Origin of the sequence: Qipengyuania xiapuensis, from assembly GCF_019711395.1 — a bacterium.
GTDB lineage: Bacteria > Pseudomonadota > Alphaproteobacteria > Sphingomonadales > Sphingomonadaceae > Qipengyuania > Qipengyuania xiapuensis.
On record NZ_JAIGNL010000002.1, the window covers coordinates 159,531 to 182,854 of the forward strand.

General features: G+C 64.3%; 28 protein-coding genes. 12 read left to right on the plus strand and 16 right to left on the minus strand.

Translation table 11 applies throughout. The features are described from left to right. Positions 1 to 18 precede the first annotated feature (18 nt). From K3163_RS10055 to K3163_RS10075, 5 genes are all read right to left on the minus strand, one after another. Entirely contained in the window at positions 19 to 951 is a 933-nt protein-coding gene (locus K3163_RS10055; protein ID WP_221554126.1) for a hypothetical protein, read from the minus strand. Between the two features lie 118 nt (positions 952 to 1,069). After that, on the minus strand, positions 1,070 to 1,561 hold the full coding sequence (locus tag K3163_RS10060; RefSeq protein WP_221554127.1) for a hypothetical protein: 492 nt from the start codon (positions 1,559 to 1,561) through the stop codon (positions 1,070 to 1,072). 106 nt (positions 1,562 to 1,667) lie between these two features. After that, the gene (locus tag K3163_RS10065) at positions 1,668 to 2,366 is read right to left on the minus strand and encodes a DsbA family oxidoreductase (RefSeq protein ID WP_221554128.1); all 699 of its coding nucleotides are present in this window, start codon (positions 2,364 to 2,366) and stop codon (positions 1,668 to 1,670) included. Then, complete coding sequence (nudC, locus tag K3163_RS10070) at positions 2,363 to 3,235, minus strand: NAD(+) diphosphatase (RefSeq protein ID WP_247712651.1); 873 nt, start codon at positions 3,233 to 3,235, stop codon at positions 2,363 to 2,365. The genes K3163_RS10065 and nudC overlap by 4 nt, the downstream gene beginning before the upstream one ends. Further along, positions 3,235 to 4,551 carry a serine hydrolase domain-containing protein gene (locus tag K3163_RS10075; protein ID WP_221554129.1) on the minus strand — a complete coding sequence of 439 codons (1,317 nt, stop codon included), beginning with the start codon at positions 4,549 to 4,551 and terminating at the stop codon, positions 3,235 to 3,237. The genes nudC and K3163_RS10075 overlap by 1 nt, the downstream gene beginning before the upstream one ends. 110 nt (positions 4,552 to 4,661) lie before the next feature. On the opposite strand from K3163_RS10075, the gene K3163_RS10080 reads away from it, so the two are divergent. Continuing rightward, positions 4,662 to 4,883, plus strand: coding sequence for a hypothetical protein (locus K3163_RS10080; RefSeq protein WP_221428026.1), 222 nt, complete (start codon positions 4,662 to 4,664; stop codon positions 4,881 to 4,883). Here the strand turns inward: K3163_RS10080 and K3163_RS10085 are convergent. Next, entirely contained in the window at positions 4,880 to 5,899 is a 1,020-nt protein-coding gene (locus K3163_RS10085) for an A/G-specific adenine glycosylase (protein WP_221554130.1), read from the minus strand. The two genes, K3163_RS10080 and K3163_RS10085, sit on opposite strands and share 4 nt — an antisense overlap. Before the next feature lie 14 nt (positions 5,900 to 5,913). Here K3163_RS10085 and K3163_RS10090 point away from each other — a divergent pair, with 14 nt between their 5' ends. The 6 genes from K3163_RS10090 to K3163_RS10115 all read left to right on the plus strand — a co-directional run bounded on the left by K3163_RS10090 (position 5,914) and on the right by K3163_RS10115 (position 13,653). Then, complete coding sequence (locus K3163_RS10090) at positions 5,914 to 6,480, plus strand: DUF721 domain-containing protein (protein ID WP_221554131.1); 567 nt, start codon at positions 5,914 to 5,916, stop codon at positions 6,478 to 6,480. A 1-nt stretch (position 6,481) separates the two neighbouring features. Beyond that, entirely contained in the window at positions 6,482 to 7,195 is a 714-nt protein-coding gene (locus K3163_RS10095; protein WP_221554132.1) for a DsbA family protein, read from the plus strand. 123 nt (positions 7,196 to 7,318) lie between these two features. Further along, entirely contained in the window at positions 7,319 to 8,062 is a 744-nt protein-coding gene (locus K3163_RS10100; RefSeq protein ID WP_221428022.1) for a thioredoxin domain-containing protein, read from the plus strand. Between the two features lie 30 nt (positions 8,063 to 8,092). Then, on the plus strand, positions 8,093 to 11,515 hold the full coding sequence (smc, locus tag K3163_RS10105) for a chromosome segregation protein SMC (protein ID WP_221554133.1): 3,423 nt from the start codon (positions 8,093 to 8,095) through the stop codon (positions 11,513 to 11,515). Continuing rightward, positions 11,516 to 12,283 carry a class I SAM-dependent methyltransferase gene (locus tag K3163_RS10110; RefSeq protein WP_221554134.1) on the plus strand — a complete coding sequence of 256 codons (768 nt, stop codon included), beginning with the start codon at positions 11,516 to 11,518 and terminating at the stop codon, positions 12,281 to 12,283. Beyond that, positions 12,280 to 13,653: a M24 family metallopeptidase gene (locus K3163_RS10115; RefSeq protein WP_247712653.1), complete on the plus strand. Its 1,374-nt coding sequence runs from the start codon at positions 12,280 to 12,282 to the stop codon at positions 13,651 to 13,653. Before K3163_RS10110 ends, K3163_RS10115 begins: the two co-directional genes overlap by 4 nt. Here the strand turns inward: K3163_RS10115 and K3163_RS10120 are convergent, their stop codons facing one another. The 5 genes from K3163_RS10120 to rpmF all read right to left on the minus strand — a co-directional run bounded on the left by K3163_RS10120 (position 13,654) and on the right by rpmF (position 16,660). Beyond that, entirely contained in the window at positions 13,654 to 14,022 is a 369-nt protein-coding gene (locus K3163_RS10120) for a MerR family transcriptional regulator (protein ID WP_221554135.1), read from the minus strand. Between the two features lie 22 nt (positions 14,023 to 14,044). Continuing rightward, positions 14,045 to 14,344 carry an integration host factor subunit alpha gene (locus K3163_RS10125; RefSeq protein WP_221429554.1) on the minus strand — a complete coding sequence of 100 codons (300 nt, stop codon included), beginning with the start codon at positions 14,342 to 14,344 and terminating at the stop codon, positions 14,045 to 14,047. A 108-nt stretch (positions 14,345 to 14,452) separates the two neighbouring features. Then, positions 14,453 to 15,418, minus strand: coding sequence for a beta-ketoacyl-ACP synthase III (locus tag K3163_RS10130; protein WP_221554136.1), 966 nt, complete (start codon positions 15,416 to 15,418; stop codon positions 14,453 to 14,455). Then, positions 15,415 to 16,452, minus strand: a complete 1,038-nt coding sequence (plsX, locus tag K3163_RS10135; RefSeq protein WP_221428017.1) for a phosphate acyltransferase PlsX — start codon at positions 16,450 to 16,452, stop codon at positions 15,415 to 15,417. The genes K3163_RS10130 and plsX overlap by 4 nt, the downstream gene beginning before the upstream one ends. 25 nt (positions 16,453 to 16,477) lie before the next feature. Continuing rightward, on the minus strand, positions 16,478 to 16,660 hold the full coding sequence (rpmF, locus tag K3163_RS10140; RefSeq protein ID WP_040965823.1) for a 50S ribosomal protein L32: 183 nt from the start codon (positions 16,658 to 16,660) through the stop codon (positions 16,478 to 16,480). A 240-nt stretch (positions 16,661 to 16,900) separates the two neighbouring features. On the opposite strand from rpmF, the gene K3163_RS10145 reads away from it, so the two are divergent. Further along, positions 16,901 to 17,302 (plus strand): MAPEG family protein, encoded by a 402-nt coding sequence (locus K3163_RS10145; RefSeq protein ID WP_221428016.1) that lies wholly within the window; start codon positions 16,901 to 16,903, stop codon positions 17,300 to 17,302. A gap of 6 nt (positions 17,303 to 17,308) precedes the next feature. Here the strand turns inward: K3163_RS10145 and K3163_RS10150 are convergent, their stop codons facing one another. Then, positions 17,309 to 17,950, minus strand: a complete 642-nt coding sequence (locus tag K3163_RS10150) for an MBL fold metallo-hydrolase (protein WP_221429553.1) — start codon at positions 17,948 to 17,950, stop codon at positions 17,309 to 17,311. A gap of 155 nt (positions 17,951 to 18,105) precedes the next feature. Between K3163_RS10150 and K3163_RS10155 the strand changes: the two genes are divergently transcribed. Beyond that, positions 18,106 to 18,486 carry a hypothetical protein gene (locus tag K3163_RS10155; RefSeq protein WP_221554137.1) on the plus strand — a complete coding sequence of 127 codons (381 nt, stop codon included), beginning with the start codon at positions 18,106 to 18,108 and terminating at the stop codon, positions 18,484 to 18,486. Between the two features lie 32 nt (positions 18,487 to 18,518). Here the strand turns inward: K3163_RS10155 and K3163_RS10160 are convergent, their stop codons facing one another. Both K3163_RS10160 and K3163_RS10165 read right to left on the minus strand, forming a co-directional pair. Then, on the minus strand, positions 18,519 to 18,830 hold the full coding sequence (locus tag K3163_RS10160) for a hypothetical protein (RefSeq protein WP_221554138.1): 312 nt from the start codon (positions 18,828 to 18,830) through the stop codon (positions 18,519 to 18,521). 72 nt (positions 18,831 to 18,902) lie between these two features. Continuing rightward, positions 18,903 to 19,541 (minus strand): S24 family peptidase, encoded by a 639-nt coding sequence (locus K3163_RS10165; protein WP_221554139.1) that lies wholly within the window; start codon positions 19,539 to 19,541, stop codon positions 18,903 to 18,905. 179 nt (positions 19,542 to 19,720) lie between these two features. On the opposite strand from K3163_RS10165, the gene K3163_RS10170 reads away from it, so the two are divergent. After that, complete coding sequence (locus K3163_RS10170) at positions 19,721 to 19,933, plus strand: hypothetical protein (protein WP_221428013.1); 213 nt, start codon at positions 19,721 to 19,723, stop codon at positions 19,931 to 19,933. Next, positions 19,923 to 20,276 carry a hypothetical protein gene (locus tag K3163_RS10175; protein WP_247712654.1) on the plus strand — a complete coding sequence of 118 codons (354 nt, stop codon included), beginning with the start codon at positions 19,923 to 19,925 and terminating at the stop codon, positions 20,274 to 20,276. Before K3163_RS10170 ends, K3163_RS10175 begins: the two co-directional genes overlap by 11 nt. On the opposite strand, the gene K3163_RS10180 is transcribed toward K3163_RS10175, so the two are convergent. Beyond that, complete coding sequence (locus tag K3163_RS10180; protein WP_221554140.1) at positions 20,277 to 21,215, minus strand: D-2-hydroxyacid dehydrogenase; 939 nt, start codon at positions 21,213 to 21,215, stop codon at positions 20,277 to 20,279. It abuts the gene before it with no gap. Positions 21,216 to 21,229: 14 nt separating this feature from the next. On the opposite strand from K3163_RS10180, the gene K3163_RS10185 reads away from it, so the two are divergent. Continuing rightward, entirely contained in the window at positions 21,230 to 21,880 is a 651-nt protein-coding gene (locus K3163_RS10185; RefSeq protein WP_221554141.1) for a 2OG-Fe(II) oxygenase, read from the plus strand. Here K3163_RS10185 and cysS read toward each other — a convergent pair. Continuing rightward, entirely contained in the window at positions 21,877 to 23,322 is a 1,446-nt protein-coding gene (cysS, locus tag K3163_RS10190) for a cysteine--tRNA ligase (RefSeq protein ID WP_221554142.1), read from the minus strand. The two genes, K3163_RS10185 and cysS, sit on opposite strands and share 4 nt — an antisense overlap. Positions 23,323 to 23,324: the final 2 nt, after the last annotated feature.

Sequence of the window (23,324 nt, forward strand, 5' to 3'; positions counted from 1 at the left end):
GTCAGGAGGACTGCTGCGTTACTCTACTGCCGCGACAGAGAAGCGTTCGAAGAAACCTTTCTCCTGCGCATCGGGAATTTCCGCCGTAATCCCGTAATCGCCCGGCTCCAGCGTAAGTTTGAAATAGCCGGTGGTGCCTTCCGGCATGTCGTGAATGCCGCCCACGAATCGCGCAGGCGCTGGTGTCTGCTGGCCATCTGTCGGGAAGAAGTCCGGCCATCTTGCCGCCGCGTCGACATTCGTATCCTCGTCGATGCGGAAGACATGCGCGTCGTGGCCGACGAAATTGTTGTAAAGTTGCTGCTCTGCGAAGTTCACCCGCACCGAGTTTTCGCCGGTAACGAATGCGCCTTCCGAGATCTCGTAGCCGCTGTTCGAAAGCGTCAGCGTCACATTCGCTTCGGGTTCGGACATTCCGCCGTCTTCGGCGACTACCGTCAGCGGGAACACCATGCCGAATTCGCCGGGCTCGGGATTGTAATTATGCTGGACGCCGTTGGTCTTCACGTAGCATTCGACGATGTAGTTGCCCGGTTCCAGGTACATAGTCGCCTCGCCGGTGACACCATCGGACATCATGCCTGGGCCGCCAAGCCAGATGAGATCGCCAACCCAGGCTGGCATAGTTGCCGCGATCTCGGCCGCCTTCTTCGTGTCTCCGGCAATTGCTGCTGTCAGGCTTTGCTGGATAGGAACGACGATCTGTTCGTCCACCATCTCGGCAGTGATCCCGTCGGGCAGTCGATATACCAGTGCGTGGTGCGTCATCCCACCATTGTTGATCACTCGAATTGTGGTCCAGCCGGACTTGATCGTGTCGGGACCGACAAACGAAAGTCCCTGCACCTCGAGCTCGAGCACGTTTTCCTGAGAACGTTCCGCCTGGGGCGCTTCGGGAGAACACCCGGCTAGAGAAAGAGCGAGTACGGCCCCAATTGCGAAATGCTTCATCGTGGTTCCCCATGCATGCTCGAAGGCAACAGGCAGAAGAGCAGCAGAACCTCGATTTTGCAAATTTGGCGCTGGCCCGCCGCGGACAGGCCTCAGCAAGGCAGTCCTGATGGACGGGTCACTCCCAATCCGCTGATGCCGAACGCCACTCCTTGGCTTCTCCGTCCCAAACGCTTGAGGTAACGCATGGCGTGGGGTTGATCCCGTCACATTGCGATCCGTGGACGTTGGCAAGCACCACTCGGTAGCGCCCGTGGCTCACGACTTCCCAGCCTTGGTTGAGCAACGAGCTGACCTGTCCGTCGACCAGGAAATGGGACATGTTGCCGCCGGTCCCACCGTAAAGCGATGCGGCGGAGGAACAGGCGAAACCGCTTTCATTCAAGACCCAGTCGGCGACCAGATCGCCATCAAGGTCCACTCTTTCTATCGCTCCCCACTCGAGTGCGAATTCCCCGCCGTCAAATTCGGCACAAGCCTCTTTGGCGACAGCGATCTTGTATTGCAGCGGTAGGGGTAACGACGAAATATCCTGGGCTCGCAAGGCCGGTGAAACCAGCAAGCCAGCAATTGCCAGGACGCCCATCAATAAACGCGACTGCTTTTGCATTCGACACCTCCCTCTCACGATCCCCGAACGGGACGCCATCATGCCCGAGGCTCGGGCACCGCGCAAATTCAGGTCAGGAAGCAGAGAACAGCGTAGTAAAGGGACATCACCCCTCGGCAACGGCCGCAGTCTTCTCCGCCACACGGCGCAGCGCGTTGACATAAGCCTCGGGCGGCTGCGCGCCCGGGATCATGAAGCGGCCTTCGACGATCATCGCGGGAACGCCAGTGATGTTCATTTCCATTGCGGCGCGTTCCTCGACGCGGGTCTTGCGGGCAAGTTCCTCGTCGTCGAGCGCGGCTGCAGCGGCAGCGCGGTCGAGACCGACTTCTTCGGCCACGTCGAGCAACACTTCACGCTCTCCGATGCGGCGGCGGTGGTTGAAGTGGGCTTCGAAGAGCGCGAGCTTGAGCTCGGTCTGCTTTTCGGCTCCGTGCTCCTCGATCGCCCAGGTCAGCAGGCGATGCGCGGCGAAGGTGTTCCACATCATCGCATCTGGCGCGGGGTCCGCTTCACCTTCGTAATCGAGGCTGACACCGGCCTGCTCTGCCGCCTGTCGCATCTGGCCCTGCACCTGTTTCGACTGCTCGATCGTGCGGCGGTATTTGCGTGCGATATGCGCGGTTCGCTCTTCGCCCTCTTCGGGCATGTCGGGATTGAGCTCGAAGGCGTGCCAGCGGATGTCCGCGTCCAGTTCGCCGTCGAGTTGGCCCAGCGCCTGTTTCAGATTGCCCCAGCCGACAAGGCACCAGGGGCACATGACATCCGACCAGATGTCGATCGTGAGCTTACGGGGCTGGGTCATCTGTGTATCCACCAATGCATGAGGTGATGTGCTATAGCATGCGGCGGCGGCGCCCTGAACGGTCCTTCTCCGGCGAGCGAGGCCTTCACCTCCTCGTGCGTGTACCAGTTGATCTCGGCCATCTCGGTTTCGTCGATGGTGAGCGCATCGTCATCGGCGTAGGCGTGGCAGCCGATCATCAGCTGGCTGGGGAACGGCCAGGGCTGGCTCGCGACATAGCTGACATCGCGGACCTTCACGCCGCTTTCCTCCAGCACCTCGCGCGCGACACCCTCCTCGATGCTCTCGCCTGGCTCGACGAAGCCAGCGAGCGCCGAGAACGCACCCTCGGGCCAGCCGAGACCGCGGCCTAGCATCAGCTTGCCGTCATATTCGACAAGCATGATCGTAACCGGATCGGTGCGCGGGAAATGGTTCATGCCGCAGGCGGTGCAATTGCGCTGCCATCCGCCCTTGGCGATCTCGGTCGGGCCGCCGCATTGGGCGCAAAAGCGGTGGCGTGCGTGCCAGTCTACAATGCTGCGCGCACCGCCATAAGCCGCGAGGTCCGAAGGCTGGAGCGTCGACATGAGCGACCAGAGCTGCGGGTTCGCCATGCGCGGTGACGCATCGCCCTTGGGCGGCACGGCAGCGAAGCAGGCCTTGCCGCTTTCGCTCTCCGAATAGTCGAGGCCGAGGAATACGAGCTCGGCATCTTCCGCCGCATCGGCCAGCGTGCCCCAGACCAGCCGGCCGTCGTCACCGATCGAGGGCATCAAGCCGTCGAGCGCGAGCAGTCGCGCCTTCCAGTTCATGTATCCCGCCAGCCGCTCCGGGTCGGCGCGGACGTGGTCAGCCCTGTCGATATGCGATCCTGTGAAGGACAGCATCACGCTGCCGCCGCTGCTGCGACAGCCTGGAGATCGGCTGTGAGCGCGGCGATGAATTCCTCGCGGATCGGATAGGTCTCGGGCGGCATGTACTGGGTGTAGAGGCCGGTGCGCATGTTGAGCTTGAAGTCGACCGCGGCGAGCGTGCCTGCCGCACCGCCCCAGCCGAACTGGCCATTGGTCGAGCGGCCGCCCGCGCCGAAGCCCTGTCCGGCGATCCACGTGCCTGCCGTGTCCACGCCTGCGGGAAGCAGGTTGGAGACGCCCGTGCGCACGGTATCGCTTTCCATGACCTGCACCGTGCCGAGCTTGCCGTAGCCGAGCAGCATGCGAAGGAAGCGGTCATAGTCGCGCGGGCTGGAAACGAGCCCGCCGCCGCCAGCCGGGAAGGCCGGCTCGTCGAGGAAGACCGAGCTCGGACCCGGATCGACCGGGATCGGCATCGTGCCCAGGAATCCGTAGTTGGTCGTCATGCGCGCACGCTCGCTATCGGGCACTGCCCAATAGGTGCTCGTCATGCCGCAGGGCTCGAAAATGCGCGTGCGCAGGAAGTCCTCGTAGCTCATCCCCGATGCCACCTCGACCACGCGTCCGAGGAGGTCGAGGCTGGCCGAATAGATCCATTCCGTGCCCGGCTGCGCCACCAGCGGAAGCTCGGCAAGACGGTCCGCGAAAGCCTCTAGCGAGGGCGCGGGCGTGACCTGCGGCAGGCCAGGGATCGGCATGCGGCTGACGCGCCCCCCGACAAGGCCCTGTTTCACGAATTCGCCGAGCAGCGGGCCTTTGGCATCGATGATGTAGCTGAGGCCGGCGGTATGGGTGAGCAGGTGGCGGATCGTGATCTGCGTCTCGGCCGGCACCGTATCGTCGAGGGCGCCGTCTGGGGTCCTCAGCACCTGCATGTCGGCGAACGCCGGGAGAATTTCCGCAAGCGGCGTGTCGAGACCGAAATGGCCGTCTTCGATGCACATCATCGTCGCCATGCCGGTAATCGGCTTGGTCATCGAATAGATGCGATAGAGGGTGTCGAGCCCCACTTCCGCGTCGCTACCGAAGGCCAGCGTTCCTGCGCCCACGGTATGCGCCATGTCTTCCTGACCGCGTCCGAGGGCGACAATCAGATTGGCGACCTTGCCCTCGCGAACATAGCGGCTGGTCAGCTTCGCGAGCTCGGGAAAAGCGTGTCCGACATCGTGCGCCAGCAGGCTCGAAGCACCCGGAATGCCGGCGGCTGCGGTGCCTGCGGCCAGCCATGCTCCGGAGCGGAAGAGCGCGCGGCGGGAAAGCTGGGGTGTGTCGAATTCGCGAAAGGCCATGTAATCACTCTCCGGTCTGGTCTGCGCGCCTTGATGCGCACGCGAAGCTGAACGGTCAATTGCGAATTGAAACGCTTGCAATCGCGAACTGTCCTACCCATATAAGACACATGCTCAATCTACTCTCCTTCCTTTTCGGAATCGTCTCGCTCGTGATCGTCATCCCGGCGACCATCCCGCTTCTCGGCTGGGCCAACTGGCTTGCGTTGCCCCTGATCGTGCTGGGCATCATCATCGGCCAGCTGTCGTCGAGCAGTTCGGGAAGGAATTTCTGCCTGATCGTCCTGCTGATCGCGGCGATCCGCCTCAGCATCGGCGGCGGCGTAATCTAGGCCAGTACCAGCCGCGCGGCTTTCGCGAAGAGCGTGGGCAGGCCCGCATCGTCGAGTTCGGCGATCGGCCACCACTCGCCCTCGCCTTCCGGCTGTCCGGCTCCAGATTGGCGCTCTACCGACAGCTCGATGGCGAAATGGGTGAAGGTGTGGCGAACGACGCCGCGCGCTTCCCAGCTTCCCTCGATGGGAGCCTCGCCCGAGCCGTCGCCGCGTGCAGACCAGCCGTCATCGGGCAGTGCGCGCATGCCGCCGAGCATGCCCGTGCTTTCCCTCCGCACGAGCCAGACCGCACCCTCGCGCTCGATCCACCAGGCCGTGCCCTGACGGGTCGGCTTGGCTTTCTTCGGAGCCTTGACGGGCAAAAGCGCGGGGTCACCCTCGGCCTTACCCTTGCAGTCGCGCTCGAGCGGGCAGATCAGGCATTTCGGAGCGCGAGCGGTGCAGATGCCCGACCCCAGATCCATCATCGCCTGCGCAAAGTCACCGGCGCGGCTGTTCGGCGTGATCGCGTCGGTCGCTGCGCGGATGGCCTTGCGCGATCCGGGCAGCGGTTCGCGGATTGAGAAGAGGCGCGAGACAACACGCTCCACATTGGCATCGACCACCACCGCGCGCCTGCCGAAGGCGATCGCAGCGACGGCAGCCGCGGTATAATCGCCGAGCCCGGGAAGCTTGCGCAGCTCCACCTCTGTATCGGGAAAGCCGCCCATTTCGGCGACGGCACGCGCGGCCTTCACGAGATTGCAGGCCCGCGAATAATATCCCAGCCCCGCCCATGCAGCCATGACGTCTTCCTCGGGAGCGGCAGCGAGCGCTTCGACAGTCGGCCAGCGCGACGTGAAAGCTTCGAAATAGGGCTTCACCGCCGCAACCGTGGTCTGCTGCAGCATGACCTCGGACAACCACACGCGATACGGATCGGGCGCAGGCTCGCCCGGTCGCGCACGCCACGGCAGGTCGCGGGCATGGGCATCGTACCAGTCGAGCAATTTATCGGAGACTATAGCGGCCACGCGCCGCCTATGGCATGAGCGGCAGCGCAATGGGAAGCGACAAGCCGAAATCCGGAACGAAGGCGGGACGAAAGAAATCTCCCAAGCCTTACGAGCGCCCGCGCGGCGGGCAGGCGAAGGCCATTTCCGACCTGATGCCGCAGATAGGGCGTCCGGCATTCCGGCGCTTCGGCTTCGTGCAGAGCTCTGTGGTCAGCCGCTGGCCCGAAATCGTCGGCGAGACGCATGCCCGCGTCTGCATGCCCGAAATGATCCGCTTTCCTCCAGGCGAGAAGTCCGAAGGCATTCTCGAGCTGGTAGTGCTGCCCGCTCATGCCCCGCTCATCCAGCAGGTGCTCCCCGAGATCACCGAGCGCGTGAACCGTTTTTTCGGCTACAAGGCGGTCGCGCGGATCAAGCTTCGGCAAGGTGCGGTTAAGCCGCCCGAAGACAAGAACAAGGTGAAGGCTCCGCCTTCATTGAAGCCCATCCCGATGGAGCTTGGTGACAGCTTGCGCGATATCGGCGACCCCGAATTGCGTACCGTGCTCGAATCGCTGGCGCGCAGTTTCGGCGATGACGACAAGGACAGGAACGACTGAAGTGGTTGCATTACCCCGTTTCACCCGCCCCCTGATGATCGCGGCGGCATCCGCCCTCGCAGTCGGCGCGACAGCGCAGGACGCGCCGCTTCCCGGCTCCGAAATCAGGGGAAACTGGGGCGCCACGGTCACCGAGACCGACGGCGGCCACCTGATCGGCAACCCGCAAGCCGAAGGCAAGCTGGTCGAGTACATGAGCTACACCTGCTCGCACTGCGCCACGTTTGCGCGCTCGGGCGACGGGGCGATCAAGATGCTCTACGTGCCCACGGGCAAGGTCTCCTACGAAATCCGCCACCTGATCCGCGACCCCATCGACCTGACCGCGGCACTTGCCGCGCGCTGCGGCGATGCGGACAAGTTCTTCGGCAATCACGAGGCGCTGATCCTCAAGCACGAGGAATGGATGGCGACCGCGCGCAAGGCAACGCAGGCGCAGCAGGCGCGCTGGAACTTCGGCACCTTCCCCTCGCGTGCGCAGGCCATCGCCAGCGATCTCGGTTTCTACGAAATCATGGAACGGCGCGGCTATTCGCGCAGCCAGCTCGACGTCTGCCTGACCGATTACGACGCCGCAAAGGCCATCGCCGACCGGAGCAATGCCGATATCGCGCGGCTGCAACTGCGCGGCACGCCGACCTTCCTGATGAGCGGAAACAAGCTCGATGCCTACGATTGGCCTTCGCTCCAGCCTTATCTCGACGAGTTGTTCTGACCTGTTTCGCACTGCGCGGGGAGGCGTATTTGCGGGGGACAGCCCTGTGGACACGCAGAACCGCGCGCTTCACCTTACCTTTCGCCTGACATAGGCTTCCCAGTCCACGAGAGAGGATTTTCGATGACCAGTACCCTTCGTTTTGCCCTTGCCGCACCGCTCGCGCTCGCGCTTGCCGCCTGTGGAGGAGGAGCCGAAGAAACGACCGGCGCAATCGAAGGCGAAGCCATCGCCGCCATCCCCGCGCCCGAAGGCTCGAGCTGGCTCGAAGTTGCGAGCAAGACCGACGAAGGCGGCTTTATCATCGGCAATCCCGATGCTCCGCTCAAGCTGGTCGAATACGCCAGCCACACTTGCGGCGCCTGCGCATACTTCGCGGAAACCGGTGCAGAGCCGCTGCTCAACAACTATGTCCAGAGCGGCGTCGTCAGCTTCGAAATCCGTCCCTTCCTGCGCGATCCGCTCGACGTGACCATTTCGACGCTGGCCCAGTGCGGCGCACCGGAAAGCTTCCACGCCCTGTCTGACCAGGCATGGGCTTCGCTCGAGCAGTTCGGCCAGAACCTGCAGTCCAATGGCGCCGCCTATGAAGCCGCCATGCAGGCACCGCCCGAGCAGCGCTTCGTCAGCCTTGCCCAGACTGCCGGCCTGATCGACTTCTTCGCCGCCCGCGGCCTCTCGGCCGACCAGGCGCGTGCCTGCCTGACCGATACCGACAACATCACGCAGATCGCCAACACCTCGAGCGAGGCCGGCACTGCGAACAACATCACCGGGACGCCCACCTTCTTCCTCAATGGCCGCCGCCTCGAGGAAAACCAGTGGCAGGGCATCGAGCCCATCCTGCAGGCAGCCGGCGCCCGGTAAGCCGGGCACGAAAGGGGGGACGGAAAGACGATGCTCATCAAACAGCTCAGACTGAGCGGTTTCAAGAGCTTCGTCGAGCCGTCCACGCTGCGCATCGAACCGGGCCTGACCGGCGTGGTCGGCCCCAATGGCTGCGGCAAGTCCAACCTGCTCGAAGCGATCCGCTGGGTCATGGGCGAGAATTCGCCCAAGTCCATGCGTTCGGGCGGTATGGAAGACGTCATCTTCGCCGGCACGGCCAGCCGCCCGCCGCGCGATTTCGCCGAAGTGGTGCTGTCGGCCGAGGATGACGACGGCGACGAGCTCGAGGTCGTTCGGCGGATAGAGCGCGGCGCCGGTTCGGCCTACCGCGTCAACGGCAAGGACGTGCGCGCCAAGGATGTCGCGCTGACCTTCGCCGATGCGGCGACCGGCGCGCACAGCCCCGCACTCGTCAGCCAGGGCAAGATCGCGCAGGTCATTGCCGCAAAGCCCGTCGAACGGCGGATGATGCTCGAAGAGGCGGCGGGTATCGCGGGCCTCCACGTTCGCCGCCGTGACGCCGAGAGCAAGCTGCGCTCGACCGAGAAGAACCTCGAGCGGCTCGAGGACCTGATGGCGGGCCTCGACAGCCAGATCGCCTCGCTGCGCCGGCAGGCCAAGCAGGCCGAACGCTATCGCAAGCTTTCCGACCAGATAAAGACCGCCGAAGCTCGGCTCGTCTTCGCCCGCTGGCGCGATGCCGCGGCCGCTGCGGAAGAGGCAAAGGAAGCCGCCGCAAACGCAGATGCGCGGGTCGCGGAGGCCCAGAAAGCCGCTAACGAAGCGCAGAAGGCACAGCGCGAGGCAGCCGAGAAACTCTCCGAAGCGCGCGAGGAACAGGCCGATCGCCGCGACGATGCGAGCGCGCACGGCCACCGCATGGCAGCTCTGACCAGCCAGCTGGAAGCTGCCGAACAGCGCCTCGCCGACCTCGAGCGCCAGAAAGTCCGGCTCGAAGAAGACCGCGGCGATGCCGACCGCATGACCAAGGATGCGGCAGAGGCGCTTGCGCGGCTCGAGAAGGAGCTGGCCGAGAGCGAGAAGACGCTCGCCGCCGACGAGGAGCGCCGCCCCAAGCTGGTCGCCCAGAGCGAGGATGCGGAACGCGCCAGCCGTACGGCCGAACTGGCACTCGCCAAGGCCACGGCGGACAATGCCGGTGTCGAAGCCGAATGGCGCGTCGTCGAGGCCGAAGTGCAGCAGGCGAAGACGCGGCTCGATCGTGTCGAGGCGGAAGGTCGCCGGATGGCCGATCAGCGCGAAGCGCTGGCAGGTGAGGACCTCGACGCCGAGGTGCAGCGCGCCCGTAGGGCCGCAGAGGATGCCACCGCCGATATCGCGGCCAAGCGTGCCGCCATCGAAGAGATGCAGTCGCGCAAGACCGAGCTGCAAGCGCAGCGCGACGAAGCGGCGAGCGCCTATTCTGCGGCCAAGGCCGAACTCTCGGGCGTCCAACGCGAATATGACGCGCTGAAGCGCGACCGCGAGGCGCGCGAACGTGCCGCGGCGAAGCGTTCGGGCCGCCAGCAGGCGATCGACGGCGTTCGCGCCGAGAAGGGCTATGAACGCGCTATCGCCGCTGCGCTGGGGCGTGACGGCAAGGCCCTGCTCGGCGCTCCCGACGAGGGTAGCGAAGGCCGCTACTGGACCGGTGCGAGCGCGCCGAAGAAGGTCGCAAGCAGCCTCGCCGACCACATCGCCCAGTGCCCCGATGAATTGCGCGCCCGGCTCGCGCTGGTCCATGTCGTCGAAAGCGATGACGGACGCGCACTGGGCCCGGGCGAAAACCTCGTCACGATGGACGGCATGCTGCGCCGCTGGGACGGTCTCGTCGTCCGCGGCGAAGGCGCTGCCGAGGCCGCGCGTCTCGAAGCCGAGAACCGCTTCGCCGAACTCGACAAGCTGGTGCCCGACCTGCAGGCGGCGGTCGACAAGGCCGAGGCGCAGCAATCCTCGGCTAGCGAGACCCTCTCCGCGCTCCAACGGGACATCGTCGGCGCCGACCGCGATCTTGCCGCAGCATCGGAAACCGAACGCCAGGCGCTACGCACGCTCGACCAGGCCGAGGCCCAGCGCGAACGTGTCGCCGCGCGCCTCGAGGAATTGCGCGAAGCCGAGAAGGAGCATTCGGACATCCTCGGTCAGGCCAAGGCCGAAGTCTCAGCCGCCGAGGCAAAGCGCGACGCGCTACCCGATCCCGAGGCCGGCCGCGCCTCGCTCGATGCGGCGAAGGCCAAGAACGAGGCCGCCCGCGCCGCGCTGCAAGCCCGCGCCGCCGAACTCGCCGCGCATGACCAGTCGCTCGCCGTCGCCCGCGAACGTACCGCCGCGCAGCGCAGCGATATGGCCAACTGGCAGGCCCGCTCGGGCGAGGCCGCGCGCCGCCTGTCGGACATGGCCCGCCGCTTCGAGGAGATCGAGGAACAGCGCGCCATCTTCGCCGCCAAGCCCGAAGGCCTCATGAAGGAGATCGAACAGGGCGACACGGTGCGCGAGCGTCTGGGCGCAGAGCTTGCCGAGGCCGAAAAGGCCGTCGCTGCCGCCGCCGAAGTCGCGCAGGAGGCCGACCGCGCTTTCTCGGCCGCTAACGAAACGCTGGCAGAAGCCCGCGAAAACCGCGCCGGCCTGACTGCGCGCGCCGAGAACCAGGATGCCCGCCGGATCGAAATGGCGCGCGTGTCGGGCGAACGCTTCCAGTCCCCTCCCCCGCTGCTTCCGGCCAAGTTCGAATTCGAGGAGGACGACGTGAAGTCCGCCGAAGCCGAGAGCGAGGAGATGGACCGCCTCACCGCCAGCCGCGAGCGGATCGGCCCGGTGAACCTCGTCGCCGCCGAGGAACTCGAAAAGATCGAGAGCGAGCACGGCACCAATGCCGCCGAGCAGGAAGAACTGCGCGAGGCGGTGAACCGGCTGCGCGGATCGATCGGTAATCTCAACCGCGAAGGCCGCGAACGGCTGCGCGAGGCGTTCGAGAAGGTCAACGCCCATTTCAAGACGCTGTTCTCGCGCCTCTTCGAAGGCGGCGAGGCGCACCTTGCGCTGATCGACAGCGACGATCCGCTGGAAGCGGGCCTCGAGATCTTTGCCCAGCCGCCGGGCAAGCGTCTCCAGTCGCTCACGCTGCTGTCGGGCGGCGAGCAGGCGCTGACCGCGACCGCGCTGATCTTCGCGCTGTTCCTCACCAATCCCGCGCCGATCTGCGTGCTGGACGAAGTCGACGCGCCGCTGGACGATGCCAATATCGATCGTTTCTGCGACCTGCTCGAGGCGATGGTGAAGGAAACCGACACGCGCTACCTCATCGTCACCCACAATGCCGTGACGATGAGCCGCATGCACCGCCTGTTCGGCGTGACCATGATCGAGAAAGGCGTGAGCCGCCTCGTCAGCGTCGACCTCGGCGCCGCCGAAGAGCTGCTGGCAGCGGAATAGGTGGCATCGCAGGACATCTACGATCCCGACTTCGTGCGCGACGTCTTCGATCGCTGCTCGGATCGCTACATCGCCTTCAGCAACGCCTGCTCCTTCGGCTTTACGCAAATCTGGCGGCGGCAATGCGTGGAGATGCTCGATCTCCCGCCAGAAGCGCGTCATGGATACGACTTGATGGCTGGCACCGGCGAGGTCTGGCCGCACCTCCTTTCACATTCGCCCCAAGTGGAATCGATTGTCGCCGTCGATATCTCGGCAGGCATGCATCGCCGCGCGATGGACCGCCTCCACGCGATGCGCGCCCACAAGATCGAATTCCGCGAGGACGACGTTCTTGCCAGCTCGCTTCCCGACGAAAGCGCGGACTTCGTCGTTTCGACGTTCGGGCTGAAGACCTTCAATCCGGACCAGCACCGGCGCCTTGCCGAACTGACCGCGCGCGTCCTCAAACCGGGTGGCCGCTTCGCATATATCGAGGCATCCGATCCCAAGGGCTGGCCGCTGCGACCGCTCTATCGCCTGCACCTCGACCGGGTGCTTCCCATGGTCGAGCGTGTGCTCCTGCGCGGAGCACATGATTTTGCGATGATCGGACAGTATTCCGCCAATTTCGGGGATGCGCGCGAATTTTCAGGAATGCTGGAGGATGCGGGCCTGAACTCGGAATTCCGCAAGTTCTTCTTCGGCTGCGCTTCAGGCGTTTGCGGCAGCAAACCCGCCAGCTCCAAAGCTACAAGCCAGGCAGATTACGAGGCCACGACACCATGAACCAAGGCAAGCTGGCCCTCGCATGCGCCACCATGGCCGCACTTTACGCCCCGCAGGCCATGGCAGGCGAAACCGACCTATACGCGATCCCGATGTCGGAAACCGAGCGGGCCAATCCCGCCCTGCCCACCATCCTGCCGCTGAAGGAACGCGCTGAGGTAGTCGACCGGATCCTTGCCGAGCGGCTGGAGACAGTCATCCCCGCGATCATGCGCGAACAGGGCATCGACATGTGGCTGCTGATGTCGCGAGAGTATTTCGAGGAGCCGGTTCTCGCCACCATGCTCGATGCGCAGAGCTTCCATGCGCGGCGCCGCACGATCCTCATCTTCTTCGATCCGGGCGACGGCCAGCCGGTCGAGCGCCTTACGGTCAGCCGCTACGGCCTCGCCGACCTGTTCGAGCCGTCGTGGGCGCCGGAGGAGGAGCCCGACCAGTGGAAGGCGGTCGCCGATATCATCGCGGCGCGCGATCCCGACAAGATCGCGATCAACTATTCGGATGCGACACGTTTCGGCGACGGGATGACACTGAGCCAGTACCGCGCAATGACCGAGGCTCTGCCTGAGGAGTATGCCGAACGCATCGTCTCGGGCGAGACGCTTTCGGTCCGCTGGCTCGAAAGCCGAACCAAGGCCGAGCTGGACCTTTATCCGGGCATCGTGCGCATCGCGCATGCGCTGATTTCAGAGGCGTTCTCTCGCCGCGTGATCACTCCCGGCGAAACGACTACGCACGAGGTGCGCTGGTGGTACCGCGAGAAGCTCGCCTCGCTCGGCATTGCCCCATGGTTCCATCCCTCCGTCGCGATCCAGCGCGAGGGGACCGAGGGCATGATCTACGAGGACACGGTTATCCAGCCGGGCGACCTGCTGTGGACCGACTTCGGCATCACCTACCTACGGCTCAACACCGATACACAGCATCTCGCCTATGTGCTGAAGCCGGGTGAGACCGAGGCACCGGAGGGTCTGCGCGAGGGCCTGAGGCGCACCAACCGCGTCGGCGATATCCTCACCGCGTCATTCCGGGCAGGCGAAAGCGGCAACGAGATCCTGGCCCGCGCGCGGGCGGCGGCGCTTGCCGAGGGGCTTGATCCATCGATCTACAGTCATCCCATCGGCTTTCACGGCCACGGTGCTGGCACTTCGATCGGGTTCTGGGACAACCAGCAGGCGGACCCGCGCGGCGAATATCCCGTGCTGGCGGGCACCACCTGGTCGATCGAGTTCACCAATTACTACGAGGTCCCTGAATGGGGCGGCCAGCGCGTCGATTTCCGGTCGGAAGAGGACGCCTTCTTCGACGGGGAAACCGTGCGATATCTAGACGGGCGCCAGACCGAGCTGACGCTGATCCCGTCCGACTAGTCAGGATGCGAGAGCGGCTTTCAGGTCGTCGCGAATGGCCTTGAGGCGCGTGACGACTGCCGCATTGTCGGCTCCGCCACCCGAGGCAGGGACCTGGGCGGCAGCCTGCTGGTCCGGCACGCCGCGCAGCGCCGCCTTGGCACCCTTCAGCGTGTAGCCTTCCTTGTTCACGAGGCGGTCGATCCGCTCGACCAGTGCGACGTCTTCCGTGCGGTAATAGCGCCTGCCACCGCTGCGCTTCAGCGGCTTCAGCTGGGGGAACTGCTGTTCCCAATAGCGCAGCACATGCGTCTTGATGCCGGTTGCCTTTGCAACCTCGCCAATCGTGCGCAGAGCGCCGTCTTCCTTATGATCGTCAAACTCGGCCATGTGCCGGTTTTAGGCCGAACGATCAGCCGTTTGCAATCCGCTCTTTCAACAGCTGGCTGGCGCGGAAGGTCATCACGCGGCGGGGCGTGATCGGCACTTCGACACCGGTCTTGGGATTGCGGCCAATGCGTTCTTTCTTGTCGCGCAGCACGAAGCTGCCGAAGCCGGAGATCTTGACGTTTTCACCGCGGGCAAGCGCATCGCTCATCTTGGCAAGCACGTTCTCGACCAGGTCGAGAGACTCGGCCCGGCTAAGGCCCATCTTGCGGTTGATGGTTTCGGCGAGGTCTGCGCGGGTCAGCGTACCCACGGAGCGCATCATATCCATTTTTTGTCCTTCCCCAGACGCGACCCTGGGTTCAAGCTGACTCACAAGCTACTGTATTTTGACGATTCCGGCAATGGACGGGCCGGAAAAATTCAACATTTGTTACATGCGCGCGAGTGATGCGCCCCATGTGAAGCCGCCGCCCATCGCCTCGAACATGACGAGGTCGCCGGGTTTGATGCGGCCATCCTTCTTCGCAACGTCGAGCGCGAGGGGAACCGAGGCCGCCGAGGTGTTGGCATGCTGGTCGACCGTGACGATCACTTTCTCCGGCGCAAGATTGAGCTTGCGGGCGGTCGCATCGAGGATACGGGCATTGGCCTGGTGCGGCACGACCCAGTCGACATCCGCAGCCTCTACCGAGGCGTCTTCAAGCACTTCCCTGAGCACGTCGGCCAGGTTGACCACCGCGTGGCGGAAAACCTCGCGTCCCTTCATGCGCAGCTTGCCGACTTCGCCGGTGGTCGAGGGACCGCCGTCGACATAAAGCAATTCGCGGTGCTCGCCGTCCGCGTGGAGGCGCGTGGCGAGGATGCCCGGCCCGTCTTCTTCGACGTCCTTCGCCTCGAGCACGACGGCACCCGCGCCGTCACCGAACAGAACGCAGGTCGTGCGGTCTTCCCAGTCAAGGATGCGGCTGAAGGTCTCCGCGCCGATCACCAGCGCCTTCTTCGCCATGCCCGTGCGCAGCAGCGAATCCGCAGTGCCCAGTGCGTAGAGGAAGCCCGAGCAGACCGCGTGCACGTCGAATGCCACGCCGCCGCGGCAGCCGAGATTGGCCTGCACCTGCGTGGCGGTGGCGGGGAAAGTGTGGTCGGGTGTCGCGGTGGCAAGGATGATCAGGCCGATCTCGCTTGCATCGATGCCCGCATCCTCGAGCGCCTTGCGCGCCGCTTCGGTCGCGAGGCTGGACGTCGTCTCGCCCTCTCCCGCTATGTAGCGCTGGCGGATGCCGGTGCGCTCCTGGATCCATTCATCCGTGGTGTCGACCCGCTGGGCCAGATCGTCATTGGTGACGCATTGGGCGGGAAGTGCGCTCCCGCTGCCGGTGATCACGGCACGGATCATTTGGCTGCCAGCTCGTCACCGCCGACTTCGCCGAGATCCTTGGCGATGCGGTTGGTGATGTCGTCTTCGAGGAGGCGCGCTGCAACTTCGACAGCGTTCGCGACGCCCTTGGCATTGGCGCTGCCGTGGCTCTTCACGACCACGCCGTTGAGGCCGAGGAAGACGGCGCCGTTGTGGTTGTTCGGATCGAGATGGTGGCGCAGCAGTTCGGTCGCAGGACGCGAGACGAGGAATCCGACCTTCGAACGGATCGAGGAACTGAAAGCGCGCTTCAGGAGGTCGGTCACGAAGCGCGCCGCCCCCTCGATCGCCTTCAATGCGATATTGCCCGAGAAACCGTCGCAAACCACCACGTCGCATTCGCCGCGATTGATCTTGTCGGCTTCGACATATCCTTCGAAGTCCATCGACAGACCGGATGCTGCACGCAGGCTATCGGCGGCTGCCTGGATGTCCTCGGTGCCCTTGGTTTCTTCGGTGCCGATGTTGAGCAGTCGCACGCGAGGGCGCTCGCGTCCTGTGACGATGCGCGAATAGGCAGCGCCCATGATCGCGAATTGCACGAGGTTGCGCGCGTCGCATTCGCGGTTCGCGCCGAGGTCGAGCATGATGACGTCGTTATCGCCGAGCGTCGGCAGCAATGCGGCAAGTGCCGGACGGTCGAGGCCGGGCATGGTGCGCAGCGCGAGCTTGCTCATCGCCATCAGCGCGCCGGTATTGCCTGCAGAGACGGCAGCGCCGGCTTCGCCGCGCTTCACGGCGTCGACGGCAAGACCCATGCTGGTCGTCTTCGCACGGCGAAGCGCGCGGCTGGGCTTCTCGTCCCCCGCGACGACATCTTCGCAATGCAGGATTTCGCTGGCCTCGGCCATGCCGGGATGCTCGGCAAGCGCGGCCTTGATCCGCGTCTCGTCACCGACCAGCAGGAATTTGAATCGATCGTGGCGCCTACGCGCGAGCGCGGCGCCTTCGATCATTACGCGAACGCCTTCATCTCCGCCCATCGCGTCGACGGCGATACGCGGAAGACTCATAACGCTCTCCGACTCAAACTAAGTCTTAAAGACCCTCGGGTGCGAGGACTTCGCGCCCGTTGTAGTAGCCGCAGTGCGGGCACAGGTTGTGCGGACGCTTCAGCTCGCCACAGTTCGAGCACTCGTGATGAGCTTCGACCTTGAGCGAATCGTGTGCACGACGGTTGCCGCGGCGGTGGGGCGATACTTTTCTCTTGGGGACGGCCATCTCGGCACCTGTTCCTCAAACAATTTCAATCAATTTCGGTGGCCGCCCTAGGGGAAGCTCCGGCAACGCACAAGAGCGCGATGACGGCAAACTACCCGACCGTGACGGTGAAGGCGCGCGCTATAGCGAATTTTCCGGATGATGCAAGCGTAGCGGAGGATAAGATCACGCATCCGATTGCGGCACCCGCAACCCCGACCTAGCAAGGCGTGGAGGGTACGCAAGAGGGAGGAATTTTCCATGGCTATCGTCCTGCCGGTCACGCTGACCGCCGCCGCGGCTGCCGCGATCATCAACCTGTGGCTTTCGATCCGTGTCGGTCAGATGCGCATCAAGCACAAAGTCTCCATCGGCGATGATGGCGCGGGCGGCCCGCTCACGGCCCGCATGCGCGCGCAACTCAATTTCGTCGAGAATACCGCCTTCTTCCTCGTGCTGGTCGCAGCGATCGAGCTGTCGGGCCGCGGCGATCCCTGGCTCGCCTGGGTGGTCGCCCTCTACATGATCGGGCGCGTTGCACATGGATTCGGCATGGACGGCGGCACGCTCGCCAAGGGGCGCTCGATCGGAGTCCTAATCACCATGCTGTCGCTGCTCGGCCTTGCGGCCGTCGCCGTGCTGATCACGCTCGGCGTGATGTAAGCGAGTTCAGGCCAGCGCCGCGTCGCTGACGAAGGCGTTGGTCTTTCGCTCCTGCCCGAAGGTGCTGGTGGGTCCGTGACCGGGAATGAAGGTCACGTCGTCGCCCAGCGGCCACAGCTTCTGGGTGATGGCATCGATCAGGTCCTGATGGTTGCCCATGGGGAAATCGGTGCGCCCGATGCTGCCCTGGAACAGCACGTCGCCGACCACTGCGAACTTGCTCGGCCGATGGAAGAAGACCACGTGTCCGGGCGTGTGGCCCGGGCAGTGGATCACCTCGAGAGTGAGCTCGCCCACGGTGACGGTGTCGCCGTCTTCCAGCCAGCGGTCGGGCTCGAAAACCTGCCCGTTCACGCCATAGCGCGCGCCGTCCTCGTCAAGGCGGCTGATCCAGAAGCGGTCGTCCTCGTGCGGACCTTCGATCGGAAGGCCGAGTTCCTTGGCGAGGATGCCCGCCTCGCCGCAGTGATCGATGTGACCGTGGGTAATGAGAATCTTCTCGAGCTCCACGCCCGTCTGCTTCACCGCTGCCTTCAGCCTGTCGAGATCGCCGCCCGGATCGATAAGCGCGCCCTTGTTGGTGCTGGTGCACCAGATCAGCGAGCAGTTCTGCTGGAGCGGCGTCACCGGCACGATGCCGGCTTTCATCGGAGGCTGGGAAGTCGTCTCGGTCATGACATGCGAGATGGCTTGGAGGCCCCGTGAATGCAAGCACCCCTTTGCGCTCGGCGACCGATGCAAATTGATCCAGCGCAATGCACAAGGAAGCTTGTATGCTATCCCATCATGCGAGGAGAACGGATATGCGTCGAATAGAGGCCCTGGTGTCGATCGGCCTGCTGGCCGCGGGTTGTCAGGCGAACAGTTCATCGCTCGAGCAGGCGCCGCCCCTGCCCCCTCCGGCAGCGACGGCGGATACCGAAGTTCCCGTCTTCGTGACCGCGATCTGCGGCGATTGCCACGCGGTTACAGAGGGTACGATCTCGCCCAATCCGCAGGCCCCCGGCTTCGCCGATATCGCCAATTCGCCGGGCCTGACTCGCGAAACGCTCGTCACCTTCCTCTCGGACGCGCACAATTACCCGATGCAGATGGATGTCGATCTGGTGGAGGAAGATATCGAGGTGATCGCCGACTACATGATGACGCTGCAATCGGACGATTATCACCGCACGCCAAGCTGAGGGTTACCTGACGCGAGCCCGCAGGCAGTCAATTAGTGGCCCTCGATTTCCTCGAAATCCAGACCGCATCCGTGACAGATTTCCGGGGCTAATATTGGCGGCGCGATCGGCGAATATCCCAATGGGCGGCCGCAGCGTGGACATTTCACGCTCATGATCGACCAGATCAACCAGACAAACGCCAAGGCGGCCAGAGTGAGGAAAATCAGGAAATCCGCTTTCGAGCTCAGATCGAAAAGCCAGAGCAAGTACGGAAGAAGGAAGACAACGAAGAGGCATCCGCCGCAAGATGACAAGCGGCGGCGGTTGTATGTTTCACGAAGACCCTCGCGATCATCCTTCATGTCACTGCATGCCCCGCATCACTGCTCGCTCGCAGCGATCGGATCGGAAACTAATCGCGACTACCCAGCGCATCATATCCTGCCCCCCTTCCAGACGACGCGGCCGATAACTTCGACTTCGCCACGCTCCAGTTCGATCGGCGCGTAGGCATCGTTCGCGCTGATCAGCGTGATGCGACCCGGCGCGCTTGCCTGGACCTGCTTCACATGGAGCGCATCGCCGATGCGGACCACGTGGATGCCCTCGCCAGCCCGCTTGTGACGGTCGACGAAGATCTCGTCACCACTGCGCAGGGTCGGCTCCATGCTGTCACCCTCCACGCGGATCGCGGTGAGGTCCGCACCTTCCAGTCCCATCTCGCGCAGCCACCGCCGCGAGAAGCGGAACGCGTCGAAGGAAATTTCCTCTGCGGAGAAGGCGCCGGGTCCAGCCGAAGCATCAAGAGCGAGCCTTGGGACGGCGACGAAATCACCCGATTCGCGGCTCGGCCTGAGGTCCGGATCGGCACCCAGTTCGACCTCGTCGACGCCGAAAAACTCGGCCAGCCGGCGGCGGTCTGCTTCTTCCAGCTTGCGCGGGGAGCCCTTGCGGACGAATTGCTGCAAGTAGCTGGGATTACGCCCCAACATCGACGAAAGCGAGGCGAGGCTCGTGCGACTTTTCTCGGTCAGTTCGACCAGTCGCGCGCGTTCCGGGGTCATCTCCGCCATGCCATCGCTCCTAATTCCGCCCCCTTCCCGACCGCCGATAACAGGTGGCGAAAGAGGACCCATGCGAGAAAATTCCTATAGCATAGGATTTTTCCTAGACAAGTAGGATTTGGAGTGGAACGAATCGGGAACGCAGCGAGCGATTCGCTGTTCGGAGTTAGCCACGGGGAGCACCAGACATGTTGATCCGCTCAATCGAGAAATTCCTCCGCGCGCACGACATGCCGCCGACCAAGTTCGGTCGCCTTGCAGCGCACGATCCGCGTTTCGTGCTCGACCTGCGCATGGGCCGCGAACCGCGCAGCGCGACCGAAGCGCGTATCCGCGGGTTCATGCAGGGCTTCGATGCCGCTGCCGGTCAGGGCATGAAGGAGGCGCTCGATGTCCAGTGAGACCAAACCGCCCCGCCCTCCGCGCATCCGGCGTTCCGCAGGCGACAGGCTGCGGCAGGCGCTGATTGTCCTTGCGGAGCACCAGGGTCAGGTCATCACCCATTCCGAAAAGGCCTGGGCGAGCATCACCTTCGCCGGCACGCGCCACAGCCTCTCGCTGCTCTTCGCGGGCGAGGATGCGGTCGAGGCGGGCGAGCATTTCGTGGCCGCCCTGCCTGATCACGAATTCGCGATCCCCGGCCAGCTGGTCGCCGACGCGGGCATCGTCGAGGTAGAGCACCGCCTTTCGCCGAGCCCGCGAATGGTCGTGCAATGCGACCTGCTGCTGCTCGAGGACGCGTAATCAGTAGCCGGCGACGAGATCCATCTGCGGGCCGACCGGCTCACCCTTGTGCCAGCGCTCGAGATTCTCGACGAAACGGTCGGCGGACCGCATGAACATCTTGGTCTGCGCGCGGCCGGAAAGGTGCATGGTGACCTGCGCGTTTTCGAGGTCCCATAGCGGGTGATCCTCGGGCAGCGGCTCGGGATCGGTGACGTCGAGCAGCGCGGCCTCGATCGTCTTGGCCTGCAGAGCCTCGACGAGATCGTCCTGCTTGACCACATCGCCGCGCGCGATGTTCACCAGCACCGCGTTTGGTCGCATGGCGGCAAGCTCGCTCGCTGCGATCATGTGGCGGGTCTCGTCGGTCGAGGGCACCGCGAGGATTACCCAGTCGAACTCACCCAGTTTCTCGCGCCATTCGCCGGGTCTGAGCGAACCTTCACCGTCCGAGCGGCGCACGGGCACGACGGTCATGTCGAAGGCTTCGAGCCGCGTCTTGATGAGCGAACCGATCGCCCCGAGGCCGAGCAGAAGCACGCGCTCGCCCGAAAGCTCGCGCTTGCCCGGACTGTCGAGCAGCCATTCGTGCCGTTCCTGAGCGCGCACCACCTCGCGGTATCCCTTGGCATGGGCGAGCATCAGCATGACGACATATTCGGCGATGGTGATCGCGTTGATGCCGACGCCATTGGTCACGGTGACGCCGCGCTCCTGCAGCACGTCGAGCGGCAGGAAATCCAGGCCCGCATAGATCGAGTTCAGCCATTTGAGGTTGGTCGCGGCATTGGCGATCTCGATCATTGGGTCCTTGTCGTTCAAGTCGAACCAGCCGATCTCGGCCTCCGGCGCCATTTCCAGCGCCTGTTCCTTGGTCATGAACCACATGGGCTCGACCCAATCGGGCAGGCGCGGCTCCACCAGCGGGCGGATCAGGGCAGACATTACGGCTTTGGTCATCTAGCGTCTCTCCAATGTCGCACAGTGACGAACCCGAAGCCGCGTCCAAGGTCAAGTCCGCGATCGCGGAGGCGCCGCTGCATGTCGCGGACGGTTTCATGGGAGAGGACTTCGCAGCCGACCTCTGCAGCTTCGCGGCGGCCAACGAGGCAGAGTTCAAGCGCGCGGTCGTCACGCGGCCCAATGTCGAGCGCGAGCTGGACCTGGCGACACGGCGCTCCTTCACCTTCGAGGGCGATCTCGGCGAGCTGGGCGACCGCTTCCTTGAGCGCGTCCATGCAACGGGCCTGTTCGAGAAGCTCGCCATGGAACCGGTCGAAGACCCGCACCACGAATTCCTGCTGTCGGCACATCGCGACGGCGACCTCTTCACCCCGCACACCGATATCACGGTAAGCGATAACCGCAGTTTCCTCGGCTACGACCGGCTGGTGACGCTCACATATTACGCCCATGTGCCCAGCGCACGCTTCGCGGGCGGCGAGCTGGTGATGCACGGCCTGTTCGGACGCGGCGAGCCGAGGGTCATCGAACCTGCGAACGACCGGCTCGTGGCATTCCCCAGCTTCGCACCGCACGAGGTGAGGAAGGTAGCGCAGCCCGGCGCGCCCTTTGCCGAAGCACGCTTTGCGCTGACCTGCTGGATCGGACGAAAGCTCGCCTAGAGCTTCCACTCCCAGCCGAGCGCATCGCCGTCCATTACCTCGACGCCCTTTGCGGCGAGGCTTTCGCGGATGGCGTCGCTGGTGGCGAAATCCTTCGCGATGCGCGCTTCCTTGCGGCGGATAAGTTCGGCTTCGATCTCGGCCTCGGTGATTTCGGCGGACCTGGGCCGGATGCGCAGGTCTTCGCGAGAGAGGCCGAACAGGTCGAGGCCGAGGACGCGGTCCATCTCCTCGATCACAGCGCGCTTCACGCCGCCATCGACCTTCTTCACGGCGAGAGCCTCTTCGAGCGCAACCAGCGCGATCGGCGTGTTGAGATCGTCCGAGATCGCTTCCGCGAACTTCTCGCGCATCGGTGCGAACTTCTGGTGCGAGGGATCACCCGCCACTTCATCCTTCAGACGCTCGACCGCCATGACGATGCGCTTCAGGCGCGTGAGTGCCGCTTGGAGACCGTCCCAGCTGAATTCCAGCTCGCTGCGGTAATGCGCCTGCAGGCACATCATGCGGTAGGCGAGCGGGTGATAGCCCTTGTCGATCAACAATTGCAGGCGCAGGAACTCGCCCGCGCTCTTCGACATCTTGCCGCTGCGCTCGACGAGGAAGTTGTTGTGCATCCAGATGCGCGCACCGCTGTTCTCGGCGACGTCGAGGCCGTTGGTGCAGCAATGCGCCTGGTTCTGCGCGATCTCGTTCGGGTGGTGGATCTCGCGATGGTCGATCCCGCCGGTGTGAATGTCGAAGGGGAAGCCAAGAAGCTTTCCGCCCATGACCGAGCATTCGAGATGCCAGCCCGGCGCGCCTTTCCCCCAAGGCGAATCCCATTCCATCTGGCGTTTCTCGCCTGCAGGCGTCTTGCGCCAGATCGCGAAGTCGGCCGCATTGCGCTTGCCCTCGACCGTGTCGATGCGGCCCTCGCCTTCCTCGGTGACGGCGCGAGCGAGCTTGCCGTAATCTTCGATCGTCGAGACGTCGAAATAGAGCCCGCTTTCGAGCTCGTAGCAGTGCTTGTCCGCGATGCCTTTGGCGAAATCGATCATCTCGTCGATGTAATCGGTGGCAACCGACCACTTGGCAGGCTGGCGGATGTTCAGCGCCTTCACATCGGCCCAGTATGCCTCGGTATAGTGCTTCGCGATGTCCCAGATCGACTGCGCTTTCTCCGCAGCCATCTTCTCCATCTTGTCCTCGCCCGCATCGGCATCGTCGGTCAGGTGGCCGACATCCGTGATGTTGATGATGTGGGTGAGATCATACCCCTTCCAGCTGAGCGTCCGGCCCAGGATGTCGGCGAAGACATAGGCACGCATGTTGCCGATGTGGGGGTAGTTGTAGACCGTCGGGCCGCAGGTGTAGACGCGCGCCTCGCCCGGGTGGACGGGGGTGAAGGTCTCGATCTCGCGGGTGAGCGAGTTGAACAGCTTGAGCGGCGTTTCGGTCATGC

What these genes read in the sequence shown, in the direction of transcription:
- plsX (WP_221428017.1), bottom strand. Translation starts at nt 16,452, where the DNA reads ATGAGTCTTCCGCGTATCGCCGTCGACGCGATGGGCGGAGATGAAGGC.
- K3163_RS10065 (WP_221554128.1), bottom strand. Translation starts at nt 2,366, where the DNA reads ATGACCCAGCCCCGTAAGCTCACGATCGACATCTGGTCGGATGTCATG.
- K3163_RS10185 (WP_221554141.1), top strand. Translation starts at nt 21,230, where the DNA reads ATGTCGCACAGTGACGAACCCGAAGCCGCGTCCAAGGTCAAGTCCGCG.
- K3163_RS10150 (WP_221429553.1), bottom strand. Translation starts at nt 17,950, where the DNA reads ATGAAAGCCGGCATCGTGCCGGTGACGCCGCTCCAGCAGAACTGCTCG.
- K3163_RS10125 (WP_221429554.1), bottom strand. Translation starts at nt 14,344, where the DNA reads ATGATGCGCTCCGTGGGTACGCTGACCCGCGCAGACCTCGCCGAAACC.
- K3163_RS10165 (WP_221554139.1), bottom strand. Translation starts at nt 19,541, where the DNA reads ATGGCGGAGATGACCCCGGAACGCGCGCGACTGGTCGAACTGACCGAG.
- K3163_RS10180 (WP_221554140.1), bottom strand. Translation starts at nt 21,215, where the DNA reads ATGACCAAAGCCGTAATGTCTGCCCTGATCCGCCCGCTGGTGGAGCCG.
- K3163_RS10060 (WP_221554127.1), bottom strand. Translation starts at nt 1,561, where the DNA reads ATGCAAAAGCAGTCGCGTTTATTGATGGGCGTCCTGGCAATTGCTGGC.
- K3163_RS10170 (WP_221428013.1), top strand. Translation starts at nt 19,721, where the DNA reads ATGTTGATCCGCTCAATCGAGAAATTCCTCCGCGCGCACGACATGCCG.
- K3163_RS10055 (WP_221554126.1), bottom strand. Translation starts at nt 951, where the DNA reads ATGAAGCATTTCGCAATTGGGGCCGTACTCGCTCTTTCTCTAGCCGGG.
- cysS (WP_221554142.1), bottom strand. Translation starts at nt 23,322, where the DNA reads ATGACCGAAACGCCGCTCAAGCTGTTCAACTCGCTCACCCGCGAGATC.
- K3163_RS10100 (WP_221428022.1), top strand. Translation starts at nt 7,319, where the DNA reads ATGACCAGTACCCTTCGTTTTGCCCTTGCCGCACCGCTCGCGCTCGCG.
- rpmF (WP_040965823.1), bottom strand. Translation starts at nt 16,660, where the DNA reads ATGGCCGTCCCCAAGAGAAAAGTATCGCCCCACCGCCGCGGCAACCGT.
- K3163_RS10130 (WP_221554136.1), bottom strand. Translation starts at nt 15,418, where the DNA reads ATGATCCGTGCCGTGATCACCGGCAGCGGGAGCGCACTTCCCGCCCAA.
- K3163_RS10175 (WP_247712654.1), top strand. Translation starts at nt 19,923, where the DNA reads ATGTCCAGTGAGACCAAACCGCCCCGCCCTCCGCGCATCCGGCGTTCC.
- K3163_RS10120 (WP_221554135.1), bottom strand. Translation starts at nt 14,022, where the DNA reads ATGGCCGAGTTTGACGATCATAAGGAAGACGGCGCTCTGCGCACGATT.
- K3163_RS10075 (WP_221554129.1), bottom strand. Translation starts at nt 4,551, where the DNA reads ATGGCCTTTCGCGAATTCGACACACCCCAGCTTTCCCGCCGCGCGCTC.
- K3163_RS10080 (WP_221428026.1), top strand. Translation starts at nt 4,662, where the DNA reads ATGCTCAATCTACTCTCCTTCCTTTTCGGAATCGTCTCGCTCGTGATC.
- K3163_RS10145 (WP_221428016.1), top strand. Translation starts at nt 16,901, where the DNA reads ATGGCTATCGTCCTGCCGGTCACGCTGACCGCCGCCGCGGCTGCCGCG.
- nudC (WP_247712651.1), bottom strand. Translation starts at nt 3,235, where the DNA reads ATGCTGTCCTTCACAGGATCGCATATCGACAGGGCTGACCACGTCCGC.
- K3163_RS10115 (WP_247712653.1), top strand. Translation starts at nt 12,280, where the DNA reads ATGAACCAAGGCAAGCTGGCCCTCGCATGCGCCACCATGGCCGCACTT.
- K3163_RS10160 (WP_221554138.1), bottom strand. Translation starts at nt 18,830, where the DNA reads ATGAAGGATGATCGCGAGGGTCTTCGTGAAACATACAACCGCCGCCGC.
- K3163_RS10155 (WP_221554137.1), top strand. Translation starts at nt 18,106, where the DNA reads ATGCGTCGAATAGAGGCCCTGGTGTCGATCGGCCTGCTGGCCGCGGGT.
- smc (WP_221554133.1), top strand. Translation starts at nt 8,093, where the DNA reads ATGCTCATCAAACAGCTCAGACTGAGCGGTTTCAAGAGCTTCGTCGAG.
- K3163_RS10090 (WP_221554131.1), top strand. Translation starts at nt 5,914, where the DNA reads ATGAGCGGCAGCGCAATGGGAAGCGACAAGCCGAAATCCGGAACGAAG.